The 4,437-nt window shown below is 61.2% G+C and carries 6 protein-coding genes; 3 read left to right on the forward strand and 3 right to left on the reverse strand.

Going from position 1 to position 4,437, the window contains the following annotated elements:
- Window positions 1-123: 123 nt before the first annotated feature.
- From gloB to VIW95_RS07245, 3 genes are read right to left on the reverse strand one after another with little or no spacing between them, the layout of a single operon-like run.
- On the reverse strand, window positions 124-900 hold the full coding sequence (gene gloB, locus VIW95_RS07235; protein WP_331584859.1) for a hydroxyacylglutathione hydrolase: 777 nt from the start codon (window positions 898-900) through the stop codon (window positions 124-126).
- Window positions 901-917: 17 nt separating this feature from the next.
- Window positions 918-1,691 (reverse strand): enoyl-ACP reductase, encoded by a 774-nt coding sequence (locus VIW95_RS07240; RefSeq protein ID WP_331584861.1) that lies wholly within the window; start codon window positions 1,689-1,691, stop codon window positions 918-920.
- A gap of 32 nt (window positions 1,692-1,723) precedes the next feature.
- On the reverse strand, window positions 1,724-2,497 hold the full coding sequence (locus tag VIW95_RS07245; protein WP_331584864.1) for an MBL fold metallo-hydrolase: 774 nt from the start codon (window positions 2,495-2,497) through the stop codon (window positions 1,724-1,726).
- A 57-nt stretch (window positions 2,498-2,554) separates the two neighbouring features.
- On the opposite strand from VIW95_RS07245, the gene VIW95_RS07250 reads away from it, so the two are divergent.
- The 3 genes from VIW95_RS07250 to VIW95_RS07260 all read left to right on the forward strand — a co-directional run.
- Window positions 2,555-3,508: an LLM class flavin-dependent oxidoreductase gene (locus VIW95_RS07250; RefSeq protein WP_331584866.1), complete on the forward strand. Its 954-nt coding sequence runs from the start codon at window positions 2,555-2,557 to the stop codon at window positions 3,506-3,508.
- Window positions 3,477-4,073 (forward strand): hypothetical protein, encoded by a 597-nt coding sequence (locus VIW95_RS07255; protein ID WP_331584868.1) that lies wholly within the window; start codon window positions 3,477-3,479, stop codon window positions 4,071-4,073. The genes VIW95_RS07250 and VIW95_RS07255 overlap by 32 nt, the downstream gene beginning before the upstream one ends.
- A 10-nt stretch (window positions 4,074-4,083) precedes the next feature.
- On the forward strand, window positions 4,084-4,437 hold a 354-nt coding region (locus tag VIW95_RS07260), incomplete at its 3' end, for a hypothetical protein (RefSeq protein WP_331584870.1).

A 4,437-nucleotide genomic window follows, 5' to 3' on the forward strand; every position in this document is an offset into this window, starting at 1 on the left:
ACTGGTTCGGCTGGCTCTCGGTGATAGTCGCGATACTTATCGTAATTCGCGTTTTTCTTTTCAGAAAACGTTCGCTCATTTAGTCGGCAGGTAAATCCAGCGTTCGATTTTGCGAGTGTCGGTCTAGAAGTGATCCTTCAGTTCGCGGGCCTTCGCGAAAATCGCGATCGGATCGTCGGCTATCGACGGATCGCGTTGTTTCAGACTGGCGCGCAGCTCGGGGCTGTCGGTGCGCAGGAACGGGTTGGTCTTCTTTTCGTCGCCAATCGTTGACGGCACCGTGAACTTGTTCTCTGCGCGGGCCTTCACGCTCCACTCATGCTTCTTCTTCAGCGCCTCGTTCCCCGGCTCGAGCGTCAGCGCGAAGCGCAGATTCTTTTCGGTGTACTCGTGACCGCAGAAAACCTGCGTCGAGTCGGGCAGCGACGCGAGTTTCTTCAGCGACGCGACCATCGTCGCGGCCTTGCCCTCGAACACGCGGCCGCATCCGCCGATGAACATCGTATCGCCGGTGAACACCGCGCTGAGCGTCGGGAAGTAGTAGGCGACGTGCCCGTTGGTATGCGCCGGGATTCCTATCACGCGGCCTTCGAGCGCGCCGATTTTAACCTTGTCGCCGTCCTTCAGCGGGTTGGTCAGTGCGGGTATCTTTCCGCCTTCCGCGCTCGCGCCGTAGATTTTGATTCCCGGCACTTTCGACGCGATGTCGTTGTTCCCGCCGGAATGATCGCCGTGCCAATGCGTGGTCAGCACCGCGACGATCTTCGCGCCATGCGCTTTCGCCGCCGCGATCACCTTGTCGGCCTCGGCGCAATCGACCACCGCGCATTCCTTGCTGCCGTCGTCAATCACCAGGTACGCGTAGTTGTCCGATAGCTGCGGGACTGTGAATATAGCCATCGCGATACTCCTTGCCGCTAGACGCCGACGATATTGTAACCCACGTCCACGTACAGCGTCTGGCCGGTGACGCCGCTTGAAAAATCGCTGAGCACGGCGGCTGCCATCTTGCCGACTTCCTCGGTCTTCATCGCGCGACGGAGCGGAGAGCGGGCCTCGACCTCATGCTGCATCGAGTGGAAATCGTGAATCGCTGACGAAGACAGCGTGCGGGCGGGGCCGGCGCTGAGCGCGTTGACGCGAATATTCTTCGCCCCCAGGTCCACCGACAGGTAGCGCACGCAGGCTTCCAGGGCCGCCTTGGCCACGCCCATCATGTTGTAGTTGGGAATCGCGCGGACCGCGCCGAGATAGCTGAGGGTGAGGATCGATCCGCCGCCGCGCGCTTCCATCAGCGGTTCTGCGGCGCGCGCGAGCGCGACCAGCGAGTAGGCGCTGATCTCGAGCGACTTCTTGAAATTCTCCCGTGTCACGGTCAGAAATCGATCGCGCAGATCCTGACGCTCCGCAAATGCGACCGCATGCACCAGCAGATCGAGTCCGTTCCATTTTTTCTTGAGCGCCGCGAACACCGACGCGATTTGCGCGTCATCATTCACATCGAGCTCGCCGATCACATCCGCTTCAATTTGTGCCGCCAGCGGACGCACGCGCTTCTCGAGGATCTCGCCCTGGTAGGTCATCGCGATCTCGGCGCCTTCCGCCGCCAGCGTCTGCGCGATCGACCACGCCAGGCTCTTGTCGTTCGCGACGCCGACCACCAGCGCCCGCTTGCCCTGTACTATGCCCATGTAAGTATCCTTATCTGCGGCGGTGCGCCGGGCTAGAGCTTGATCTTCATGCCGTCATAGCCCATTTCAAGCGCGATCTCATCCTCGCGGCTCAGCACTTCGCGCCCCAGATGCGTCAGTACCATCCGGCGCACCCTGAACTTGTCGCGATTGGCCGCCAGCAGCGGATAGTTGAGATGAAACTTCAGATGCGCGCTCTCATAGTATGTGCATTCGCACAGGAACAGATCGGCCCCGGCGCTGAACTCCACAAGTTCATCATTCCATCCGCTGTCGCCCGAGAAAACTATCGACTTCCCGCCGCCGTCGATTCTCAACGACAGCGAAATGTCCGGCTTGGTATGCGGACTGCGAATCGCGCTTACCTTGAACTTCCCCAGCCGCTTCGAACGGCCCGGCTCGAGCACCACGAACTTCAGCTTGTGCTTGATCTTGTCCAGTTCGAAATGCGGGAACATCGTGCGCATCAGCGACCACGTCCGCTCTTCGAGCCTGGCCGGGCCTGCGATGGTCAGCAATTTCTTGCGCCGCGTCTCCCACATGTAGTCGAGGATCAGAAACGGCAGGCCGCCGAAATGATCGCCGTGCAGATGACTGATGAGTAGCAAATCGAAGCTGTCGGTCGAGACGCCGCTGCCCTTGAGCGCCTGCATCAGCCCTGGCCCGGCCTCCATCAGGATGCGGCCGCCGGGTGCGTCGATCAGGTAGCCTGATTGTGAACGGCCGAAACTCGCGAACGCGTCTCCGGTGCCAAACAGGGTCACGGTCACCGGCGCACCGTTCGATGCCGTAGGATTCTGATTCATTGAGGCGGCCTATGCTATTATTCTCGGTGGACGCGCGCAAACGAGGTAGCGCATGCGATGAAACAGGTGAAGATCGGTGTTGGATTTGGACTTTGGCGGCTCGGGATGCCGCCCGCGGAAACGATCGCTCGCGTTGCGGAGCGCGCCGAAGATTGGGGCCTCGATTCGTTCTGGCTCTCCGATCATCTGCTGGCACCCTCGCCTGAACTCGACGTCGTCGCCACGCTCTCGCTCCTCGCCTCGCGCACCTCGCGCATGAAACTCGGGCCGAGTGTGTTGCTGCTCAATCTGCGCCACCCGCTGATGGTTGCGAAATCGTTCGCGTCGCTCGACTACCTGTCGAACGGCCGGATGGTGATGGCGGTTGGCACCGGCGCGAATCTCGCCGACTATGCCGCGTGCGGAATTCCAGTCGAAGGACGCGGCAAGCGCCTCGACGAAGGCATCGAGGTGCTGCGTACGGTCTGGCGCGAGCGCGTCGCGAGCTACCACGGACGCTTCTTCAACTTCGACAACGTCACCATCGAGCCGCGCCCCGCCGCGCGCACCAACAACGATTTCGGCACGATGGATATCTGGGTCGGCGGTCGCTCCGACGCGGCGCTGAAACGCGCGGCGCGCCTGGCCGACGGATTCTTCGCGTCGTTCCAGACGCCTGACGAATTCGGCGCGAGCATGGCGAAGATTCGCGACTATGCGGCCGGCTACGGTCGCGCCAACGCGCACATCGAGTCGGGATTGATATTGCTCTGCCGCATCTCGTCGTCGCGCGAGCGCGCACTCGAAGAAATGCGCCCGATGCTCACGGCGATGGGCCGTGGCGCTGAGGCCTACCTCGAGCGCACCGTGTACGGCTCGCCTGACGACGTGATCGCGCGGCTCAGCGAATACGTTGCGAAGGGTCTCGACAAGTTTGTACTGTGGCCAATCGCGGAACCCGATGCGTGGCCGAAGCAAATCGAACTGGTCGGCCGCGAAATTGCCGCGCATTACAACAAAACGACAGCCTGAAAAATTCGCGACCGCCGTTGCGCTCGCCTTCGCAGTAGCGAGTTTTGCGGGATGCGCAAAGTCGCCGCCGGTGGTGGCTCCGCTAAGCATCTATGCCAGCGCGGAAGACATAGAGCTGAACTTTCGCGAGCGCACTTTCGTGCTCGGCGACAACAATTCGATCGCCGAGGTGCGCCCGCTCGATTGGCGCAAGGACAAGTTCCTCAAACTGCCGTTCTGGTTCGGCGTCAACATCCTCGTGCCCGGAGTGATGGCGCCGAAGGAGGGCGACTTCTACGTTATCAGCGAGGCCACACTCGAAAAGCCGCTCGACGCACCCGGCGAATGGATGATCGAAGCAGGCAGCTCGCTGGTCAAGCAGGAGACGGTGTTCGTCACGACGCGCACGCAATACTTAAGAACCGGAAAAATCCTGCCGACGATAGTGCAATACATGGGCAAGCGCGAATTCAAACGCCCCGACGGCAAGTCGGTGCAAATCCCCGTCTTGCGCGAGGTCTCGTTGCCAATGAAGTGGACGCTCGGCGGCCACATCCCGGCAGACTACGCGAGATACCGCACATGATTCGCCGCACATGAGAACGATCGTCGTCGCAATCGCACTCGCGCTCATCTCAGTCGTCGCCGGATGCACGCCGGACAAGGCGCTCGACTTCGGACCAACCGGCGAAATCTCCACGCCGCCCGAGGATCAGTTGAGCCGCGACATCATGCGCGATTTCAACGGTCGCGATTTCATCCTCGCCGACAACGATCACGAGGCGCACGTCAGCCTCACCGACTGGAAACCCGGCCGCCGCATCATCATGCCGTACTGGCTCGGCGTGAACCCGCTCTACCCGGGATTCCTGCGCCCGACCGTCGGACATCTATATGTGATCAGCCAATCGACGCTGGTCCTACCGCTCTCTAACAATGAGTACCTGATT

It is taken from the genome of Binatus sp. (SeqCode), from assembly GCF_036522015.1.
GTDB lineage: Bacteria > Desulfobacterota > Binatia > Binatales > Binataceae > Binatus.